The sequence below is a fragment of the Microcoleus sp. T3_A4 genome (genome assembly GCF_036700465.1).
Classification (GTDB): Bacteria; Cyanobacteriota; Cyanobacteriia; order Cyanobacteriales; family Microcoleaceae; genus Microcoleus.
The window spans coordinates 1-19,466 of record NZ_JAUBOY010000023.1 but is presented as its reverse complement, the minus strand read 5'-3'; the positions used below and the strand labels follow the sequence as shown (position 1 = coordinate 19,466).

Genomic DNA, 19,466 nt, shown 5'->3' with positions numbered 1-19,466 from the left:
TAGTTTTTAATTTAGGCGGCTTTGGGGCGATCGAGCTTCCTCCTGACGACTCACCTGACTGGGGGAGGGGGAGTTGACTGTTGACTGTTGACTGTTGACTGTTGACTGTTGACTGTTGACTGTTGTTATTCGTAGCAGCTACCCACTAACTAATGACTACTGACTAATGACTAATGACCAATGACTAATGACCAATGACTAATGACTTCTTAAAATCCAAAACTCCGCTTACCATCCGGCTTAATAGTAAGCCAATTGGTCTTTGCCATTGCCAGTTGTTCATCAGAAACTGTAGCGTTGGTAAGATTCGCCCCGCACAAATTGGCTCCCCGCAAATTCGCCTTAGTCAAATAAGCCCCCGTCAAGTCAGCACCTCGGAAATCCGCGCCTTCAAAATTGGCAGTGCTGCAATAAGCCTCAGTCAAATTAGCATCTCGCAAATTTGCCTGAATTAACCTCGCGTGACCCAAATTCGCGCCCGACAAATCCGCTGCTTGCAAATTGGCCTTCACCAACCTAGCCTGATAAAAATTCCCCCCCGCTAACTGCAATTTTTGCAGTTGCAGGCCAGACAGTTCGCAGTCAGCAAAATCGCGCTTGCCTTTAAAATATGCCGCTCGCAAGCTGTTGGTGTCCCACTTAGGAGCAACTTTCGATAGCTTTGACACTGCTAAATTGTCGCTAGAATGTCCAACCGTTCCGAAAGTTCTGCCGGACTCAGCCAGAGTACGGGAAACTCTGGGCTGCATCCCCGTGTTCCCAGATTGGCTGAAGGAAGTTCTACCAGCGCGGGTGTGGTTCGATCGCAAATCTTCATTGATTTTGCTCCTCGGCGGTGACCACGAAGAACCCTCGTCATTAAATATTGTCGGTTCTTCAACTGTACGAGAAGAGCCGTTGAATTGAGTTGCCAAGCCATCCACAAGACTTGGGTCTTCAAATTGGCCAGAGAGAGCTCTGAGGACATCTGCTGCCGATTGGAAGCGGTGCCCAACCATCGGCTTGAGCATTTTTTCGAGAATCCGCGCAAAATTTGGGCTTACCTGAACGTGGGGCTGCCAAACAATTTCGCCGGTTACTCCATCAAAATCTAAATCCTTGGGCGATTTTCCTGTCAGCAAGTACAAGCAAGTCATGCCCACCGCGTAGATGTCGCTGGCAAATATCGGCCGCAGCGCCATTTGTTCCGGGGGGGCAAAACTAAATGTGCCGACTGAAAATTTCGTGTTGGCGCTTTGGTCGGCGGGGTCTAATAATATTGTTTGACTAACTTGGTCTTTTACCGCTCCGAAGTCAATCAGAACTAAGTGGCCGTCTTGAACTCGGCGAATAATATTTGCGGGTTTGATGTCTCGGTGAATTACTCCTTGGCTGTGGATATATTGCACTACTGGCAGAATTTCTAATAGAAAATTTTTAACATCCGATTCGTTGAAACGGCCTGAGTGCTTGACTTCTTGTTTCAAAGTCGAGCCTTTAACATACTCTTGAACTAAGTAAAATTGCTGTTCTGTTTCAAAATAGTCTAGTAGCCTCGGTACTTGCGGGTGGTCGCCCAGTTGGCCGAGGGTTTTCGCCTCTCGCTTGAATAATTCCCGCGCCATCTCTAAAACTCGCGGCGACGAACTACTGGGTCGCAGTTGCTTGACCACACAACTCGGTTGACCGGGCAATGAGATGTCTTTTGCCAGAAATGTAGCTCCAAAACCTCCTTGTCCTAACGGTTCAATGACTCGGTAGCGAGCGCGCAGCAATAACCGCGCACCGCAAGTCTGACACTGAAGAATAGAGTCAGCAGGGTTTTGAGGATGGGGACAGCCCGGATTTACGCAGTAGCTCATATTGATTGAGTTTGCCTATGTTGTTCTGATCTTGTCAGCGTCGCTCGACTGCACAAATAGCCTGTTCCTGCTTCTGGTAGACATACTAATCTATCAGTTTTCGGCAGGCCGTGCGTTCGATCGCGAATTGGAATTGCACCTAAGTCTTTTAGGCCGATATCTTTTCCCTATTTTGATTATCTCGCTGGTGTGAGTTTTTTCGGTTGATTATCCTTGAAGATAGTTTAAAGACTTGCTAAAGTTGTGCTTTTTTGTGTAAAGTCTTTCTAAACTTAGATGCTTTTTGCGTTGTTAGATGTATCTAGCATAGCTCATTCTCTGAATGAGAATGCTACTCATCCGCCAGTAGCCATCGACCTCTGGGCAGATCCCTCGTTTTTGCTGATGTGTACCATAAAAGTCTTGACAAATTTAAATTAGTATGCTATGAAAAGCTTTCCCGAATAAATTCTGGGACTCAAAAGTCGTAGCCCGTCGGCGCCGACTAATGACTAATAACTACAGAGCACTGACAACTAACTACTGACTAAATTATGCGTATTTCTCTAAAGTGGCTGCAGGAATTGGTGGATGTGGCGATGTCGCCGGAAGAATTAGCCGAAACCCTGACAATGGCAGGCTTTGAAGTTGAAGAAATTGAAGACCGCCGCCCGTGGGCAAGCGGTGTAGTTTTGGGCAAAATCATCGCCTGCGGACAGCATCCGAATGCAGACAAATTGAGAGTTTGTCAAGTGGATGTCGGCTCTTCAGAAGCTTTGAATATTGTTTGCGGCGCACCCAACGCTAGGGCAGATATTTACGTGCCTGTCGCTGTTGTTGGCACTTATTTATCGACTATTGATTTAAAGATTAAACCTGCTAAATTGCGGGGAGTTCCTTCCGAAGGAATGATTTGCTCTCTGGCGGAATTGGGACTATCTAAAGAGTCAGCCGGGATTCACATTTTCGATTTAGAAAATCCCGAATTGGGCAGCGATATTCGCCCGCTTTTGGGTTTAGATGACGTGATTTTAGACTTAACAGCAACTGCCAACCGGGCTGACGCTTTGAGCATGGTGGGTGTAGCGCGGGAAGTGGCGGCGCTGACTGGGGCGAGTTTGAGAATTCCCGCAGCGAATGGTGTTGCGATTGAGGGCAAAGAAAGTCCTGGTTTGGCAGTAGAAATATCGGAACCGCAAGGATGCCCGATTTACATCGGCACGGCAATTGAAGGTGTGAAAATTGCTGCTTCTCCAGCTTGGTTGCAGCAGCGGTTGCAGGCGGCGGGAGTGCGACCGATCAATAATGTGGTTGACGTGACTAATTACATTTTATTGGAATGGGGTCAGCCACTGCACGCTTTCGATCGCGATCGCCTACAATCTTTCACTGGTACTCAAGATATCAACATCGGCGTCCGCTTTGCTTCATCAGGGGAATCCTTCAAAACCTTGGACGGACAAAACCGCAATTTGCAAGCACAAAATCTGTTAATTACTGCTAGCGACAAACCTGTTGCCTTAGCTGGAGTAATGGGCGGCGAAGATACGGAAGTTCACGAAGGAACGCAAAATTTAGTTTTGGAAGCAGCGATTTTTGACCAGGCAACGATTCGCCGTTCTGCGCGCGCTCAAGGCCTGCGGAGCGAGGCATCGATCCGCTACGAGCGGGGGGTGAATCAGGCGGCTTTGACGACGGCTTGCAACCGCGCTGTAGCTCTAATTTTGGAGTTGGCTGGAGGCACTGCGACGGTGCAGAAAACGTCGCGTTCGGGCGAGGATTTGAGTTTTTCGCGATCGCTCGAATTGCGTCTCGACCGAGTAAATCTGGTTTTAGGGCAGTTGAAAAGAGGAGAAACGGGCGGTTCTAAATATCTGGAACCGGAAGAGGTAAAAAATATTCTCACAGCTTTGGGATGCGAAGTTGTTTCAACGGAAAAAGAACGGGTGTTTGCGATAACAGTTCCTCCTTACCGCTACCGCGATTTAGAAAGGGAAATCGATTTAATTGAAGAAGTTGCCAGACTCCACGGTTATGACAATTTCTGCGATACTTTGCCCAGCAAAACGGAACCTGGTTATCTGTCGCCGGAATACGCAGCAATTCGGAATGTGCGATCGGCTTTTCGGGCGGCCGGGTTGACGGAGTTGATGCACTATTCTTTGGTGAAAACTGAGGGAGACAATCAGGTTGTGCTGGCGAATCCGCTGTTTGTGGAGTATTCGGCTTTGCGGACAGAAATGCTGTCGGGTTTGATTGATGCTTTCCAGTACAATTTGGAACAGGGAAATGGGGCGCTAAACGGTTTTGAAGTCGGCCGCATTTTCTGGAAAGATGGGGATGCCATGAAGGAAGCCGATGCAGTTGCGGGGATTATTGGCGGCGATCCGACTGTGTGGAAATGGCAGCAGGGAGGGCGCGATCGACCTTTGACTTGGTTTGAGGCCAAGGGGGTTTTGGAAAGCGCGTTTCAGGAGTTGGGTTTGTCGGTGGAATATCAAAGCGATTCCTCGAATACACGCTTGCATCCGGGCCGCACCGCTGCGTTATCGTTAAACGGGAAACATTTAGGAGTTTTTGGACAGTTGCACCCGCAATTGCAGCAAGAAAAGGATTTGCCTGAGCAGGTTTACGTGTTTCAATTAGATTTAGCCGTGCTGTTGGGTGAGTTAGGGCGATCGAACAACTTAACTCGCAAATTCGCGGGTTATTCGAGTTTCCCCGCTTCTGACAGAGACATTGCATTTTTCGCACCGGTTGAAGTTCCCGTTGTTGAGATGCAGAGTGCGATGAAAAAGGCGGCGGGTAGTTTGCTGGATTCGGTGGAACTGTTTGACGAATATCGGGGCGACAACGTGCCGGCGGGACAGCGGAGTTTGGCTTTTCGGTTAGTTTACCGCGCGGGCGATCGAACTTTGAGCGAAACCGATGTCGAACCGGCACAACAAAAAGTTCGCGATGTTTTAGTTGAGAAATTCGGCGTTAGTTTGAGAAGCTAAAATAGGCCGTCACTCACCAATGGAGGCCGCCAGGGAATGAATTCCCTGGCTAAAAGCTAAAGTCCTCTAAAGAGGACTAACAAGACTTACGGATTACAAGGTAAATTTGCCATTTTGAGCAAAGCGAAGAATCTCAAATTTTTGCAATAAAACCCTCTAAAGTGCATAATTGCTAACTAATGAACTCTTCAGTCCTCTTGAGAGGACTTCAGCTTTGAGGCGGGGGTTTCAACCCCTGCCGGACTCAGGGAAAAAGCCTTAAATTGACACCAAGGGCCGCAACATCTCCCGCACAAAAAAAGAACAATCAGGAAACCGCAAAAGAGAAATACTATCACCATCCGCAAGAATCACCCGACTTTGATAACCATCCTGACTCGGTTCTTGAAAAACGTGGAGTTGCCGATTATTCACATCCAAAACCCAATAATCAGTAATTCCCGACTCAGCATAAATTTTCGCTTTAATCCCGCAATCCGTTCTCAGCGTAGTATCCGCAACTTCAATAATCAGATAAATTTCTGAAGGAATTGGATGGTGGTCTTCATAGTAAAGTGGATCTGGTATAACTACAGAAATATCCGGTTCAGGTTGCGAGTAATTATTCATCCGAACCGGGTCTTGCAGCCGCACCAAAACCCGCTCTCCTAAACGGTTATCCAGTAATATCTTCGTGCGCGCAATCGCCGCACCGTGAGCAGTTCCCTTTGCTGCCATCTTTACTATCTGTCCTGCTAGTAATTCTACCCGTTCATCTTCGTCAAAAATACCAATTTCCGTCATCCGGTCATATTCTTCAACTGTCAGCAGCCGAATATCTAATAAAGTCATAGTAACCTCCTTCTTTCTAACAAACCTCTCTCTTCTTCCCTCTCTTCCTCAGCGACCTCTGCGCCCTCTGCGGTTAATCAATTTTATCCTAAAAAAACTCGTCAAATCCTGCTACTCTTATTGTACAATTATTTTTAAACAAATTTATCCAAGGCTCAAAACCGTGACCAAATATGTGATGTGGGGAAGTTACTGCGAAGACGTTCTCGAAAAACGCACTCCCTTTCGAGACGCTCATTTAGCAGGATTGGCTAAGCAGAAGGAATCGGGTGTGTTAAGTACGATCGGGCCAACGAAAGATTTAACAAAAGTTTTTGCAATTTACGAAGCTGAAGATGAGGCGCAGGTGCGACAATTGGTGGAAGCCGATCCTTATTGGGTAAATGGGGTTTGGACTGAGTACGACGTGAAAGAGTGGATTCAAGCTTTTTGAAGGGGTTAACAGGGTGAACATCTTAAGATTGGATGACAGCGATTTAGTTCCAGTTGACTATGGCGATTTGCTGGCAAAGATTTTAGAAGTTTTGCAGGGAAACAATCCGTTTAATATATCAGATGACCGCCGCCGTCTGATCGTCGATATTGATGCCATTGCTGCTGATGTTGCAAAAATGCAAGTGCGGACACCCTTGGGTTCCTTTGAACGTCAAGCAGATGCTGCCACTGTCAATTTCCCGCCAGAAGTTGAGGAGCTTTTTGGCGATCGAGTCAGGCAGATTAAAGAGTGTTTGCGGCAGCACTTAGCATCTAAATTGCTCCCACACAATACTTCAATTGAAAAGTTTGTCGCTAGCTTAATCAGTCCTTTAGATTCATCCTCTTTTCAGGGAGACGGCAAAAAGTTAGGTCTCAAATACGATTTTGGTACTCGCCACACTTCGTTAGAAAAAGAAAAGCTAACTTTGGAACGCCAGATATCTGCAAGTCCTGGGACTTTAAAACTGCATAAATTGACTATTGCTGTACGAAATACGGATATTTTTCAACAACAGCTAAAGGAGGGTTTAGAAAACTATATTAGGGAAAATGCCGAGAATAGCGACGATAAGCAAGAACTTAACCATCGTCTTGATGAGATGGTTAATAATGAATACTCGGATTTTCATAAATTGATCCGACTGGTAGACAAAGAAACCCTAGGAAAAATTAACAAAGAAGCCAAGATTACTTATTTGGAGTATCTGCTGGAACACATCACTGCTAGCAGCACAGATACTGTAGGAATCATCTATTTAAAAGATTTGATTCGTCGTCTCAGATTGATAGAAGATTACATCAACGACAGCAGTAAAGCCGATGGCGAGTATGCTGCAAATTATGCTGGTGTTAGAGTTAATTACAGAGAAATTTTTGCGCGCTCGGAATTTTTAGATGCGCTGCCAATTATTCCTCTTGTAGAAGGTTACTTGGGAGAAAGCACGGACAATCATCGGAACGAACGTAAATTTATCTTTGGTCTCAAACTAAAATTGGACAACCCAGTTCAAGCGCGCGGTGGAAAGGACGTATTTGAATATCATTTGAATCTGCTAAATCCCGATAGTGAAGAACACAAAGCAGAACTTACCGAAGATGCTAATACCGAAACCTTCGTCCGCAAAGTGTTAAAAATAGCATTTTTGTATCACTGTGTGTTTGCATCTCCCCACACTCCAGGATCGCAAAATTACAACCCAGAATTGGAACTTGAATTTAATCCTATTCCGGCTTTTGAGCAACTCATGAAAGATGTATTAAATCGTGATAATGAGGAAATCAAAAAAAGACTTTTCCGAAATTTTGTTACACGCTTTAAGGAGGTTAATGTTAAACATAAAATTAACCATCTTAAAAGAATGCTGAAAGGCTTTCTCGAACGCCAAACAATTTTGCCAACCCGTACAGAAACGCGACACGTAAACCTCAAAATAGGTCTGTTAGAAGACATTGAAAATATTTTGAATAATGATAAATTTTTTAATGAAGTTCTGGATCGAAATTACAAGCAGACACTACATTATATTGTCGTCGAACAGCCTAGTGTTGATGAAACAGCCATCTGTCAGCTACCGATAAATATTACTATCGAAGATGTCCGCTATTTTCCTACTGATGAACGCCAAAATTTCAGCATGGAATACAATATCAAAGGTGTCGATATTTTGCCAATGCTTTCAGCACCTAAAGCCGATCGTTCTAGAAAAATATACAACCAGCATTTTTTAACAACAAAATTAGTGTTGTTTCCTTATGACGACAAACGACTAGACAGCGGTGATAAAGGTTTACTACCTGCAGCGGCTTTTGTGTATAAATTTACCATGTTGCTGCTGTCTTATATCTGCCTGAGAGTTTTACTCGAAAATACTGCAAAAAACTTATTTATTCCGATGGTGAGGCTCCATGAAGGTGACGAAAAACACCCTTCGGTCTCTGAAAAATTTATGGCTAACGTTTCCAAAACATTATGTCACATTTTGAGTGAAAAACAACGCTCAACTTCTCAGGGATTTCGTATTAGAGAATATCCCAATAGTTACAAAGTTCATAACGGTTTGAGTTCAATGTATTCAATTCTACCGAAAAGGTTTAAATTTAACAATGTGAAGTTATCTCCAGAGTTGGATAATTTAGCAATCATTGTTGTTTCCAGTCGCGACAGTGATGCTAAAAAAAGTAATAAAAACCGCTTCCAAAGAACAGCTAGTTTAATCGGAGAAGCTATCGGGATTAATCGCCTCGAAGATGATGCAATTGAAGTCAAAGTGCTGAAAACTTTTTCCGAAAATTACAGTGTCAGCCGCCTTTATACTGAGCCGTTAATCCTTGAAGATGCAATGAGTCAGCTTTATCAGCAAGGATATCGGAATTTCGCATATATTTCGCAAGCACCTTACATGAGTACGCTGCATATTACAAAGACTGAGGAAGACGAGGAATTGTCTTTTATGTCAAAAAAATTGCTCCGAACTTTGAAAGGAGAGCGACGAGATATCAAAATTTATCCGATGTTTTTTGATAAATACTATGTCCGCAGTTTCCTAGGTGATAAGGGAAAACCTTTTTACATTCAGGATGCTATGGAGCTTTCGAGCTTGTTTGCAGATACCAGTCAACAAGCTGTGATGTTTTTTAACTTGTTTAACGGGCTTAAGGTAAAGGAGGAAAAAAACTTTTATAACGGTGTGATTTCCTACTCTACTTTGTTGCATATATACGACGGTATTCTGGACGATCAAGACCTTCACCAAGGGTTAATTTACGACGGTGCAATTAAAGATACTTTGCTACATTATTTAACAATTTTTCACTTTTATCGCTATGAAGCTCGCAAAAAAGATCTGAGTTTTAAACTTGACCCCTACGAGCAGATTATCGGCGATGAATCCGTTGGTGCTGTATCTGTGTTTAGTCATCCGCGCGGGAATGCTGAGTTTAACTCCCTGGCTTTTTTGAATAAGGTAAGAGAAGTATTAAATGTCACTAAGGGAAGTACACAATTATGATAAGTGAAGATTTTGGGCGGCTGTTTGAGGTAGGCTTCAATATCGGGATTCTCGCATATATTCAGGGGGAAAATTTAAGTCACAATTTTGGTGATGCCTACCGTCTGGATTTGCAGAGGCTCAAATTGCCGAAGATGACGGCGGAAATCGTTAGAGAAGCGAATCTCCTGGCTAGTTTAGATGCTGAAATCGTTGAAAAATGGAGTTTGTTCTTTGTCCAAAAAGGCTTTTTGGGTGGGTTGAATTTTTTCCGGGAGTACGTGAAATCTACTGGCTGGAATTTGCAGCGGTTGAAAATAGTGTATTGTCAGTGCAGTTTTAGTGATGCTAACAGTATCAGAACCTATAACAAGGGTGATAAAGAAGCGTTTAAAGAGTTATTGTCTCAGTTAAAAACTGCCAAACTTAGTTTATCAGATGATGAGATTAACTCGTACATCCGCTGCTACTCGAAAAAGGGTGAGTTTTTGCAGGCTGATACGCTGATGCTGTTACAGTATGGAAATGATTTTAGAATTCTCTGCGTTGATTTGTCTGTGTTTTCTCCGACGCTAGCTCCAAAACCGGAGGATATCAATGAAATAGAGGTGATACGAAAATATTTGATGAGGGAAATTAGCTATTTGCGATCGAAAAGCGTGTTTTCTAATCTGCGGATGGATACCAGCACTTTAGGTGTGGATTTCTCGGAGGATTTAAAACGCTTTTTTACAGCTTTTAAGTATAAGGATAAGGAAAGCGCTAAGCTGATTCAGGCTGGTAGCTACGCTCACAGTTTCTATGGATTTCTACAACAAACTGGTATAATTTCAAGTGATGCTGAGGTTTTGTTTAATGTGGTTGGTTATGGCGATCGCAATATTAGCGCTATTTCCCTACGCCAGGACAAAATTAACTTATTAGCAACTTGTTCCCAAATTTACCAGAATGAAGCGAAAGGTAAAGAGATTAGCGATGCTCGCACCGAAGTTTTAAAGGTTATTCAACTCAACGCGGCTCGCAGTTTCAAAGACGGCCGAAAGTTTGTTGATTCTTTGTTGGGAATTGGAAAAAATGTCACTGAACCTGTACCTCATACAGAACGGATAGACGATTTTGTTAATTCCATAGATATTATATCAGATAAACTGGCAGATGACTTGCAAATTTCTCGCGGATTAGACCTGCGAAATGCTCACGCTGAATTGATTGTGAAAGCGCTTCAATCTGATGAAACTTATATCTTTTTGACGGGGAATCCGGGAATTGGGAAAACAACTGCGATCGCCAAATTCCTCAAAAGCCATATCGACGACGGTTTCTTATTCCTATACGTCAGTCCCCGCAAGCAAGTAAACTTGGATATTAGCGAAAAATTCAAAGATGAAAATACTCGTTTGCTGTGCGACGATCGATTATTTTGTATCAACACTAACGCCGATATCATCAAAAGCAATTCAGGACACTGTACCGTCAAGTACGCATCGAATAAATATCGCGAAGATTTGACAAAAAAAACTGTTCGCTTCCTCAAGGATGATTCAGAAATTAAGAGGACGGAATATCATCAATCAGAACTTGAAAAAAAGGGAGAAACAGTAATTAAACCCGTTAATTCCAAAGGAAATGGAGTGCTCAAGAGCATTTGCGAAGGTATATACGCGCTGATAAATGAGCGGGTATCTAGTAATATCGTAGCTACCGTTTCTATTCAATCGGTGAAGATGAAAGAAAACCGACAAAATACCCTAGAGCATTTAGAAAAAATATTTCAAGATACTTACAATAAACGGGACAAACGGGTCATTCCCGCTAAGATGCAAGAAATATCCAGTCGCATCAAACATATTTTCATTATGATAGATGAAATTACGGGAGATGATGGTGGCGTTGAGTTTTTAGCCGGAATTGCCAAGATTGTCAAAAAACATGAGTTACACAAGCGGGAACATGGCTTTAATACTAAAATTATTGTCGCAGATGCTTCGATAGTTGACACTGATGTCATTAAACAACACCTTGATAACACGTCACCGGAACCGGACAAAATCTATTTTAAAAAGTTAGCGAAAGATTCGGAAGAAATTCAACCTTTACAAGTTATTCCTTTTAAATTTAACAATCTAGCTGCAAAGGTGATTAATGCGAATTCCTACCCGGCGCGCAGTTTAGAGATAACTTATAAGGTATTTGTCGAAACTGTTAAATACAGTGAAAATGCGCCTTTAAAACAGAATACTAATTTAGTAAAGCGGGTACAGTCTGAAATAATTGAGGATATCAACCACCGATTAGCCATCCCCGGTGTGGAACAAATTATAGTATATATTCAAAACAAGCAAAGATTAGCCGAATTAATTGAAAAAATTAAAGATAGTCGCGAAATTTTTGAGCCTTTCACCGATTATCTGGAAATTCACGCGAATATCTCGGAAGATGAGAAAGAAAAAATACAGGAATACAAAAATACAGCTAAAGTAATCTTTATGACTGCATCGGGAAGTCGTGGACTTTCTTTCCCGAAAACTAAGCATATTTTAGTTGATATTGCTCACTTCCAGATTGAGAAAAATCTGATGGAAGTCATACAGGTGATTTATCGGGGACGCGGAGAATATGACAACGGTAAAACCCTTGATGGTGAAGACAAAGAATTGGTTTTTTACCTATCTGATACCGCAGTTTATTACGCTGATGATGCGGCACTTTCCCTGCAAGAAAGCAAATTGAGTTTGTTGAATTTATTGCTAATTCTGAAGACGGCGGTGATGACGCGGATTTCGGGATACGGTTATTTAGGTAGGGAAAAGTTTTTGATGATTCCCATCGGCGGTAAGTCGGTTTCCGCAGTCGGGGATACTTTTAGCAGCAAAATGGCGGCTCTAATTAAAACATTAAAGAGCGAGAGCCAGCGAGGAAATATGTTGTTTAAGGAGGTTTATACGAGCCTGGAACAGCTTTTGGGTCGCGGGGAGTTTGTTTTGACAAATTCTGATAAGTCTCGTAAAAAGGGCGATTCCTATCTGGAAATGCGGGAGGATTTTAATCGTAAGTTTTTGGAGAAGTGTAATCCGCTGGATGGTTTGTTGAGCTATGATAATTTAGAACTCGGTCATGTTTGCGGTAGTTTGTTGATCGTACCTCTAGCCGATCGCACTTTGGTAGAAACATACCAGATACGGCTTCATCGAGAAATCAAGGAATGTCTAGAAAAGAAGTTGCTGCACAAAATGCGTCTAATTAGGGATAGCGATTCGTCCCCGGAGAATGTAATATCGGCCATTACAGGAGGTGCGATCGAGCTTTTGCAGTTTCTCAACAGCGATGTGGAGAAAACTCAGTATTTTGAAGAGCAGAGTCAGCAGTTCGATCGCTATTATGCCATACCGCTGTTTGCTTTTGTCAGCGCTGAGGAAATGAAAGAGTATTTTGCTGACAGCAGGCTGGAAGAACCGGAAGATAGGCGGTTTCGGGATATTTTGTCGGCTTATGTGCGATCGATCTACCCTGTAGATAGTGTAATGCCGATCGGACACAAGTATCGAGACTTCCCATTTATCGTGTTTAGAAGCTACAGTTTAGAGCAAAGTCGAGAAAAGATTTTCACAGATAAATATCTTTTAAGTTCCAACGAATTGAACGTGCTCAATTTAATTTTGTCGAACCAGATAAACTAGACCTCTTGCATTCCCAAGCTTTCAATTCCTTCAATAATCTGCGTTTATCTGTGTTTATCTGCCTTGCATCTGCGGTTTCTGTACCAATCAAAGACTTATGCAATGCAAGCCTACTGAAACTTGTAGGCTGCGTCAGCTAGCTGTCACCCCCCAGAGAAAATAAAACTCTTCCGGGGCACCATACTTGCTACTTGCTAACTTCAAACGGCGTGTATTTTCCCCCCAAAGCTTCGACGATGGTGCGAGTATTAGCAGACATCATTTTCACATAAGAATCGCCCTCGCTTCCGGGCGCCCCAATCGAATCCGAATAAAGTTGCTGCGCCGCCAATTTCACCCCCGCTTCCTCCGCCACTGTTCTAATCAGTTGCGGGTTAATTGTAGTCTCGGCAAAAATAGCAGGTACTCCCGCAGCTTTCACCGATTCTACTAACTTCTGCACCGTTTGAGCGCTTGGCTGTTCCTCCGTACTAATCCCGATCAAACTTCCCGCACTTCCCAATCCGTAGGCGCGGCTGTAATATTGAAAAGCATCGTGAGTTGTTACTAATGCGCGCTTATTTTCGGGGATGGTTTTAATCTCTTGTTCGATCCAACTATCCAAACGTTTTAACTCTTCAGTAAGTTTCACAGCATTCTGCGTAAACTTCTCCCGATCTTCCGGCGATAGTTCGATTAGCGCATCCCGAATTGCTTCCACCATTTGAACTACATTTTCCACATTTCCCCAAACGTGCGGATCGGGTACGGTATTGCCTTCTTTATTCAGTAGCAAAGGCTTGACAACTTCCCCCACTGCTAATTTCCGTGCCTTAATTCCGGCGGCATTCATCATCCTAATTAATCCCGGTTCCAAATTGTAACCGTTATATAAAATTAAGTTAGCTTGTTCTAAAGCTTGAGAATCTTTTGGCACCGGTTCGTAAACGTGAGGATCGGTTCCAGGCTGCAAAATTCCTGTTAGCTGAACTTCGCCGCCCGCTACTCGATCGGTCAAATCCTCAATAATTGTGCTGGTAGCAACTACCTTGGGTTTAGCATCTGCCTGTGGAGAGAGGCGATCGCCCTGGGTTTGAGTACAACTAAATAAGCCCAAAGTCAAAATGCCGCAGGCAATAGTTCTGATAAAAAATACTTTGGACTTGTTCAATCCAGGGCGGGAGGTTTCAATCGCCGCCTCACTGCTAAACTCTCCTTTATAGGATTGCTTCACAATTGCCCTCGCTTTTAATTCACATCTGACACCATTCTCAATAACCCTTGTCTGGGCGGGCAGGATGCCCACCCCACCAGAAAACTCACTCTTTGTGGAACAGGCATCTTGCCTGTTATTGAGAATTGTGGAAGATATGAGTTTTAACCGACTTGAGATTTTCGCCGCCAAACCTATAGTTTGAGGGGTTTCCAGCTTGGACTGTCGCATTATCTACCTCTGGTGCGTTCCCGATTATTCCTATTTACCGATGATTTCATATTCTTTTCATTTTTACAGTAAACTTAATAAAAAGGAGATAGAGTCACCGCAATGAATACCGCCGCCTTCCCCAACGAGAATCCTTGGTCTAAAATGGTTTGCCACCTCAAAGACAGCGCTACCGACACTGAAATTATCGCTGTTAAGCACTTAGCAGTAAACTACCGCACGGTAGAGGCACTCAGAGATATCAATCTTTCCGTCAAACCGGGAAGGCTGACGGGTATTATTGGGCCCAACGGTGCCGGCAAAAGCACGCTGATTAAAGCAATGTTGGGCTTAATTCCGGCAAATCGCGGCACAGTTACCTGGGGCGAGGAAGCGATCGCCGATCGACTCGAAACAGTAGCCTACGTGCCCCAGCGATCGCAAATTGACTGGAACTATCCCGCCACCGTTTGGGATGTCGTGATGATGGGAAGAGTCAGAAAAGCCGGATGGTTTCGCCGCTTCTCCGCAGCTAGCCGCCGCACCGCTGCCGATGCCTTAGAAAGAGTAGGCATGACTACTTACAAAGACAGACCGATCGGACAACTTTCCGGCGGACAGCAACAGCGAGTATTTCTAGCGAGAGCATTAGCCCAAGAAGCCGCTATTTTCTGCTTTGACGAGCCGTTTGTCGGCGTTGACCAAAAAACTCAAAATATCATTTTTGAGATATTCCACCAGCTAGCAAATGCCGGGAAAATCGTCTTAGTAGTCAACCACGACTTAGGCGAATCAATTACCAATTTTGACGATTTAATTTTGCTCAATACAGAACTGATTGCCGCTGGTTCCCGCCAAGAAGTGCTAACCCAAGAAAACCTTTACCGCGCCTACGGCGGACAAGTAATGTTTTTTGCCGGACAAGCCGCTTAATTAGCTAACAGTCATTAATCTACGAGTTACGGTTTTGAAGCCAGTTTCTTGGGTAATATTGGGTTTGGCAACGATCAATCTCCCATTAAACCCGGTTGCTTTGATTGTTAGTCATTCGTTAACTGTGATTTTATAATTTTATGATACAAACCTTAATTGAGCCGTTGCAGTACGGATTCATGCAGCGATCGCTCATAATTGCCATTCTCGTCGGCATCGTCTGCGCGATCGTCGGCAGCTACCTAATGGTACAGCGGCTGGCCTTGCTCGGAGACGCCATCAGCCACTCGGTTTTGCCCGGATTGGCGATCGCATTTATCCTGGGAGCAAATATCTTTATCGGCGCCTTCATTGCCGGAGTTTTGAGTACAGTAATCATAGCTTGGATCAAAGCTCGATCGACAATCAAAGAAGACGCCGCAATGGGCATCGTATTTTCGGCATTCTTCGCCCTCGGCATCACCTTAATTACGATCGTCCAAAAAGACAACAAAATCGACCTCAACCACTTTCTTTTCGGCAATATCCTCGGCGTTACGGCTGAAGATGCGATCGACACAGCCGTCATAGTCGCCGTAGTCTTATTAGTTGTAGTAGTCTTTTACAAAGAACTGCTATTTTACACCTTCGACCCATTAGGAGCGCAAGCCACAGGTTTGCCAGTAAACCTCCTCAACTTCGGATTGATGGTACTCATCGCCCTCACCATAGTTGCCAGCCTCAAAGCCGTTGGCGTAGTGCTAGTTTTGTCCCTATTAATTACACCCGCAAGTACCGCCTATCTCCTAGTCACTCGTCTGCACCAAGTCATGATTTTAGGCGCAATAATCGGAGTTATTTCCAGCATTAGCGGAATGTATCTCAGCTACTTTTATAACTTGCCATCCGGGCCCGCAATAGTTTTAGTTGCATCGGGATTCTTTGTGCTATCATTACTGTTCAGTCCGACTCAAGGAATCCTCACCCAGCCCCGCACACACTCCGGTCAAATTCCTCCAATCTGGCGGGAATTAAAAAATTTAACTAAAGGTCGATAACAACTAACTTTGTGTTAACGATTCAGCCCCGCCCCTCCAATTTTCAATAACAATCTGCGTTAATCCCCGTGCATCTGCGGTTCAAAAAAGCCTCTCGAATTAATCCCCGTAACTGCGAATCGTCGGCTGCATCCAGATTGTGTAAAAAGGGGTTTTTTTAGCAGTGCGAGAAAGCAAAAATGGGAGGCTGTCGCAGCGGGCGATCGCAACTGCGAACTATTGGTCACAAAAAACTGTACAATAACAAAAGTTAAATTTTCACGCAAACAGCTCTACTAAGTTAAAAAAAACATGACCGTCAAAGTAGGAGACACCGCACCCGATTTTACCTTACCATCTCAAACTGGCACATCAGTCAGCCTCAAAGATTTTAAAGGTAAAAAAAACGTCATAGTCTACTTTTACCCCAAAGACGACACACCCGGATGCACCACCCAAGCTTGCGCTTTTCGAGATAGCTACGAAGTCTTCAAAGACGCAGGTGCAGAAGTCATAGGAATTAGCGAAGATTCGCAACAATCGCACCAGCAATTTTCTGCCAAATATCAGCTACCCTTTACACTGCTGAGCGATACTGGTAACAAAGTTCGGCAATTATATGGAGTTCCACCTACCCTGTGGATTATGCCTGGTAGAGTAACTTATGTCATTGACAAAGAAGGCATTGTCAAGCATATTTTTGACTCCATGTTAGACTTCAAAGCGCACGTTGCAGAAGCACTCAAAACTTTAGAAACCATCAAAAGTTAGATGGATTTGCTTAAATATAGTGTTGGTAGTGAGGACGAAAGTCCTCATCCCTCATTGTCTAAAAAACCAAGAAAAAACTAAATTCCTGACTGCGAACTAAGGGTTTTTAGTGAGGAAGAAAGTTCTGAGACTAGAGGTTTTCCCGTACCCAATTTTTAAAAGCTTGAATAGCGTGGGTTCTACCAGCAACTTGACTCTGCTGAGTGTACTGATTCACCAGTTGGACAATCGGGATATTGGGGAAAGTGGGACTCACATCAGACTCAATATATTGTTCGGCTTGCAAGACGTTGATTTGTAGCCCTCGCCGTGCGTACCGCCAAAGTTCCGGCACTCCTAGAATTTGATAATTATCCAACTGCGTGCGAGAGGTAAGATCAATTTCTATAGCTAAGTCTGGGGGCGGATCAACACTCATATCGAGGCGATTTTTACCGATAACGGCTGCTTGATTTTGAATGTAAAAATAGGTATCCGGTTCGACAGCCTGACTCATGCGTTCGTTTTTCAACGTTGTCGAACCTAACGACTCAAAGGCTATTTGTCGTGTTTCCAACAAAATTTTTACCATGTCACCAATAATTTCTTTGGCTTTTTCATGTTCGGGTAGAGGAACCATAATTTCTAACCGTCCGTTACTATAGGAAAGTCGGGAAGCACGACGTTCTCCTAATTCCGCCAAAATACTTTCAAATTGTTGCCAGTTAACATCCTCAACCAGTAATTGCTGACCCGGTTGAATCTTTAATTGTCTTAACTCCAATAGCATAATTTGTCATCCATTTTCTCTAGGCAATATCAGCAACGTCCTGACTACGAATCATTATCTTAAAAAACCAAGAAAGGACTAAAGTCCTTACTAAAAACTCGTGGTTCGTAGTAAGGACTTTAGTCCTTTTTTGCTAATGACTTGCAGCCATTAACAATTAGCACTCAGCAATTATCTAGCTTTTCGCAACACTCGATTTTTCAGATGTAGCGCTTTCGGCAGTTTTGCCATTTTTGCTATTACCGTTACCGTTGCTGTGGCGGGGTTGGATCACTCCATAACCACCGTGAGTCTTTCGTTCGTAGAGTACGTTAATTTCGTCTGTTTCCGCATTACGGAACATATAGAAATCGTGATCGATAATCTGCAATTGTTCCAAAGCTTCTTGCACCGTCATTGGAGGCATAGCAAAATACTTAGTCCGTACCACCTCAGCAGGAAGTTCGGGAGTTCGATCGCCAATCAGATCCGCTACTACAGGATGTTCCTCAACTACCGTAACCGTTTTGGCACTACTCTGGGTCTTGTTGTCGTGACGTTTTTCCTTAAATTTCCGCAGTTGACGAGCTATCTTGTCGGCAACCAAATCTATGCTGGCATACAGGCTTTCCGTGCTTTCCTCAGCCCGAATCACGCTGCCGTTAGCATAAATTGTCACCTCAGCAGTCTGCTTAGGATTGATCCTGGGGTTACGAGCCACCGATAGATGTATGTCCACTTCTGTCGTCAAAGTTTGAAAATGGCTAACTGCCTTTTCCACCTTTTGATTGACGTACTCGCGAATCGCATCGGTGATTTCTATATTTTTACCCTGGATAACAAGCTTCATAGAGCTCCCTCCCTTCTGTAACTTGGGTATATTTTATACAGTAGCACTATGTATTCTCGAAAACACTTATCTTCCAAATCTTTTATTATATGTTGACAATTCTTGATTTAAGCTAGGCCAATATTCCGTAAAAATACTATTGATTTTTTGCATGGTTTCTCCTCTCATCCCTCAACAACTAAATGCACAACCCTGCTTGCTCCTCAATTGGGGACAAGTTCCCTACTCCCAAGCTTGGGAAATCCAGCAAAAACTCGTGCAAGACCGCCGCGACAAACCAGATTTACCAGATGTCCTGATTTTGCTGGAACATCCGCCGGTTTACACTTTGGGACAGGGCGCGAAGTTGGAATTTCTGAAATTTGCTCCAAGTCAAACTGGGCCGGAATTGCACCGAGTTGAGCGGGGCGGCGAGGTGACTTACCATTGTCCGGGCCAATTGGTGGGCTATCCGATTTTAAATTTGCGGCGCCACCAGCCTGATTTGCACTGGTATTTGCGGCAGTTGGAGGAAGTGCTGCTGGGGGTGCTGGAAGTTTTGGGGTTGAAGGGTTCGCGGGTTCCCGGTATGACTGGGGTTTGGGTGGATGGGTGCAAGGTAGGTGCGATCGGCATTAAAGTCAGCCGCTGGATTACGATGCACGGTTTTGCTTTAAATGTTTGCCCGGATCTCGCAGGTTTTGGGCAAATTGTACCTTGCGGGATTCCCGATCGACCTGTTGGCAGTTTAGAGCAGTTTATCCCCGGAATTGATGTCGATCAAGTGCGATCGCTCGTTGTCGCTGAGTTTGCTCGCGTTTTTGCAGTGGAAATTGTGCGATTCCCTACGGGATAGCTTCGCTTCACGAATGTGTAGGGTGCGTCGCTGTCAACCTTACTACAGCGTTTCCCGCTGTTATGAGGTACAGTAGCAGCAATTAGCAAACCAATTTCTTAAATGTTTAGGGTTCATTAA

13 protein-coding genes are annotated in these 19,466 nt (G+C 43.9%); 8 read left to right on the top strand and 5 right to left on the bottom strand.

The window, feature by feature from the left end:
* Positions 1–209: 209 nt before the first annotated feature.
* A complete protein-coding gene (locus tag QUA07_RS14435; RefSeq protein ID WP_333326198.1) occupies positions 210–1,841 on the bottom strand; it encodes a serine/threonine-protein kinase in 1,632 nt (543 codons plus the stop codon).
* 533 nt (positions 1,842–2,374) lie between these two features.
* Here QUA07_RS14435 and pheT point away from each other — a divergent pair.
* Positions 2,375–4,819, top strand: coding sequence for a phenylalanine--tRNA ligase subunit beta (gene pheT / locus QUA07_RS14430; RefSeq protein ID WP_333326196.1), 2,445 nt, complete (start codon positions 2,375–2,377; stop codon positions 4,817–4,819).
* A gap of 258 nt (positions 4,820–5,077) precedes the next feature.
* On the opposite strand, the gene QUA07_RS14425 is transcribed toward pheT, so the two are convergent.
* Complete coding sequence (locus QUA07_RS14425; RefSeq protein ID WP_333326194.1) at positions 5,078–5,650, bottom strand: Uma2 family endonuclease; 573 nt, start codon at positions 5,648–5,650, stop codon at positions 5,078–5,080.
* Positions 5,651–5,813: 163 nt separating this feature from the next.
* Here QUA07_RS14425 and QUA07_RS14420 point away from each other — a divergent pair, with 163 nt between their 5' ends.
* The 3 genes from QUA07_RS14420 to QUA07_RS14410 are packed head-to-tail and all read left to right on the top strand — an operon-like array spanning position 5,814 to position 12,791.
* Complete coding sequence (locus QUA07_RS14420) at positions 5,814–6,083, top strand: YciI family protein (RefSeq protein WP_333326192.1); 270 nt, start codon at positions 5,814–5,816, stop codon at positions 6,081–6,083.
* 13 nt (positions 6,084–6,096) lie between these two features.
* On the top strand, positions 6,097–9,135 hold the full coding sequence (locus QUA07_RS14415) for a hypothetical protein (RefSeq protein ID WP_333326190.1): 3,039 nt from the start codon (positions 6,097–6,099) through the stop codon (positions 9,133–9,135).
* Entirely contained in the window at positions 9,132–12,791 is a 3,660-nt protein-coding gene (locus QUA07_RS14410) for a helicase-related protein (protein ID WP_333326188.1), read from the top strand. The genes QUA07_RS14415 and QUA07_RS14410 overlap by 4 nt, the downstream gene beginning before the upstream one ends.
* Before the next feature lie 187 nt (positions 12,792–12,978).
* Here the strand turns inward: QUA07_RS14410 and QUA07_RS14405 are convergent, their stop codons facing one another.
* Complete coding sequence (locus QUA07_RS14405; RefSeq protein WP_445305889.1) at positions 12,979–14,214, bottom strand: metal ABC transporter substrate-binding protein; 1,236 nt, start codon at positions 14,212–14,214, stop codon at positions 12,979–12,981.
* Positions 14,215–14,316: 102 nt separating this feature from the next.
* Here QUA07_RS14405 and QUA07_RS14400 point away from each other — a divergent pair, with 102 nt between their 5' ends.
* The 3 genes from QUA07_RS14400 to QUA07_RS14390 all read left to right on the top strand — a co-directional run bounded on the left by QUA07_RS14400 (position 14,317) and on the right by QUA07_RS14390 (position 16,913).
* Positions 14,317–15,126: a metal ABC transporter ATP-binding protein gene (locus QUA07_RS14400; protein WP_333326185.1), complete on the top strand. Its 810-nt coding sequence runs from the start codon at positions 14,317–14,319 to the stop codon at positions 15,124–15,126.
* Positions 15,127–15,266: 140 nt separating this feature from the next.
* Positions 15,267–16,163 carry a metal ABC transporter permease gene (locus QUA07_RS14395; protein ID WP_333326183.1) on the top strand — a complete coding sequence of 299 codons (897 nt, stop codon included), beginning with the start codon at positions 15,267–15,269 and terminating at the stop codon, positions 16,161–16,163.
* Between the two features lie 291 nt (positions 16,164–16,454).
* A complete protein-coding gene (locus tag QUA07_RS14390; protein ID WP_333326181.1) occupies positions 16,455–16,913 on the top strand; it encodes a peroxiredoxin in 459 nt (152 codons plus the stop codon).
* A 130-nt stretch (positions 16,914–17,043) separates the two neighbouring features.
* On the opposite strand, the gene QUA07_RS14385 is transcribed toward QUA07_RS14390, so the two are convergent.
* Together QUA07_RS14385 and hpf are read right to left on the bottom strand one after the other, a co-directional pair.
* Entirely contained in the window at positions 17,044–17,682 is a 639-nt protein-coding gene (locus tag QUA07_RS14385) for a Uma2 family endonuclease (protein ID WP_333326179.1), read from the bottom strand.
* A 175-nt stretch (positions 17,683–17,857) separates the two neighbouring features.
* Complete coding sequence (hpf, locus tag QUA07_RS14380; protein WP_333326177.1) at positions 17,858–18,511, bottom strand: ribosome hibernation-promoting factor, HPF/YfiA family; 654 nt, start codon at positions 18,509–18,511, stop codon at positions 17,858–17,860.
* Positions 18,512–18,662: 151 nt separating this feature from the next.
* On the opposite strand from hpf, the gene lipB reads away from it, so the two are divergent.
* A complete protein-coding gene (lipB, locus tag QUA07_RS14375; RefSeq protein WP_333326176.1) occupies positions 18,663–19,346 on the top strand; it encodes a lipoyl(octanoyl) transferase LipB in 684 nt (227 codons plus the stop codon).
* Positions 19,347–19,466 lie beyond the last annotated feature (120 nt).

What these genes read in the sequence shown, in the direction of transcription:
- QUA07_RS14390 (WP_333326181.1), top strand. Translation starts at nt 16,455, where the DNA reads ATGACCGTCAAAGTAGGAGACACCGCACCCGATTTTACCTTACCATCT.
- QUA07_RS14405 (WP_445305889.1), bottom strand. Translation starts at nt 14,214, where the DNA reads ATGCGACAGTCCAAGCTGGAAACCCCTCAAACTATAGGTTTGGCGGCG.
- QUA07_RS14410 (WP_333326188.1), top strand. Translation starts at nt 9,132, where the DNA reads ATGATAAGTGAAGATTTTGGGCGGCTGTTTGAGGTAGGCTTCAATATC.
- QUA07_RS14400 (WP_333326185.1), top strand. Translation starts at nt 14,317, where the DNA reads ATGAATACCGCCGCCTTCCCCAACGAGAATCCTTGGTCTAAAATGGTT.
- QUA07_RS14395 (WP_333326183.1), top strand. Translation starts at nt 15,267, where the DNA reads ATGATACAAACCTTAATTGAGCCGTTGCAGTACGGATTCATGCAGCGA.
- pheT (WP_333326196.1), top strand. Translation starts at nt 2,375, where the DNA reads ATGCGTATTTCTCTAAAGTGGCTGCAGGAATTGGTGGATGTGGCGATG.
- lipB (WP_333326176.1), top strand. Translation starts at nt 18,663, where the DNA reads ATGGTTTCTCCTCTCATCCCTCAACAACTAAATGCACAACCCTGCTTG.
- QUA07_RS14435 (WP_333326198.1), bottom strand. Translation starts at nt 1,841, where the DNA reads ATGAGCTACTGCGTAAATCCGGGCTGTCCCCATCCTCAAAACCCTGCT.
- hpf (WP_333326177.1), bottom strand. Translation starts at nt 18,511, where the DNA reads ATGAAGCTTGTTATCCAGGGTAAAAATATAGAAATCACCGATGCGATT.
- QUA07_RS14385 (WP_333326179.1), bottom strand. Translation starts at nt 17,682, where the DNA reads ATGCTATTGGAGTTAAGACAATTAAAGATTCAACCGGGTCAGCAATTA.
- QUA07_RS14425 (WP_333326194.1), bottom strand. Translation starts at nt 5,650, where the DNA reads ATGACTTTATTAGATATTCGGCTGCTGACAGTTGAAGAATATGACCGG.